Origin of the sequence: Archangium violaceum Cb vi76, assembly GCF_000733295.1 — a bacterium.
Classification (GTDB): Bacteria; Myxococcota; Myxococcia; order Myxococcales; family Myxococcaceae; genus Archangium; species Archangium violaceum.
The window spans coordinates 1-342 of record NZ_JPMI01000184.1 but is presented as its reverse complement, the minus strand read 5'-3'; the positions used below and the strand labels follow the sequence as shown (position 1 = coordinate 342).

The 342-nt window shown below is 70.2% G+C and carries 1 protein-coding gene; it reads left to right on the top strand.

The window, feature by feature from the left end; all coding sequences use genetic code 11:
* On the top strand, positions 1 to 342 hold a 342-nt coding region (locus tag Q664_RS26260; protein ID WP_043401460.1), incomplete at both ends, for a DNA topoisomerase.

The window sequence follows — 342 nt, the reverse complement described above, 5'->3', positions numbered from 1 at the left end:
CGAAGAAGCAGACGCAACCGCCCGCCCGCTCCACCCTCCTCTCGCTCGCCAAGGAGATGGAGCGCACCGGCATCGGCCGCCCGTCCACCTACGCCCAAATCGCTGGCAAGGAGGGCGTCCTCCTCCGGCGCCAGTACATCGAAGAGGACGCCAAGGGCTTCATCACCCCCACCGTGCGTGGGCAGGCCGTGGACGAGGTCCTCGCCGAGGCCTTCGCTTCCCTGGTCGCCGTCGACTACACCGCCCAGCTCGAGGAGACGCTGGACGCCATCGCCGAGGGGAAGGCCTCCCACGTGGAGCACCTGCGCACCTGGTGGACGGACTTCGAGCGCCGCCTGGGGG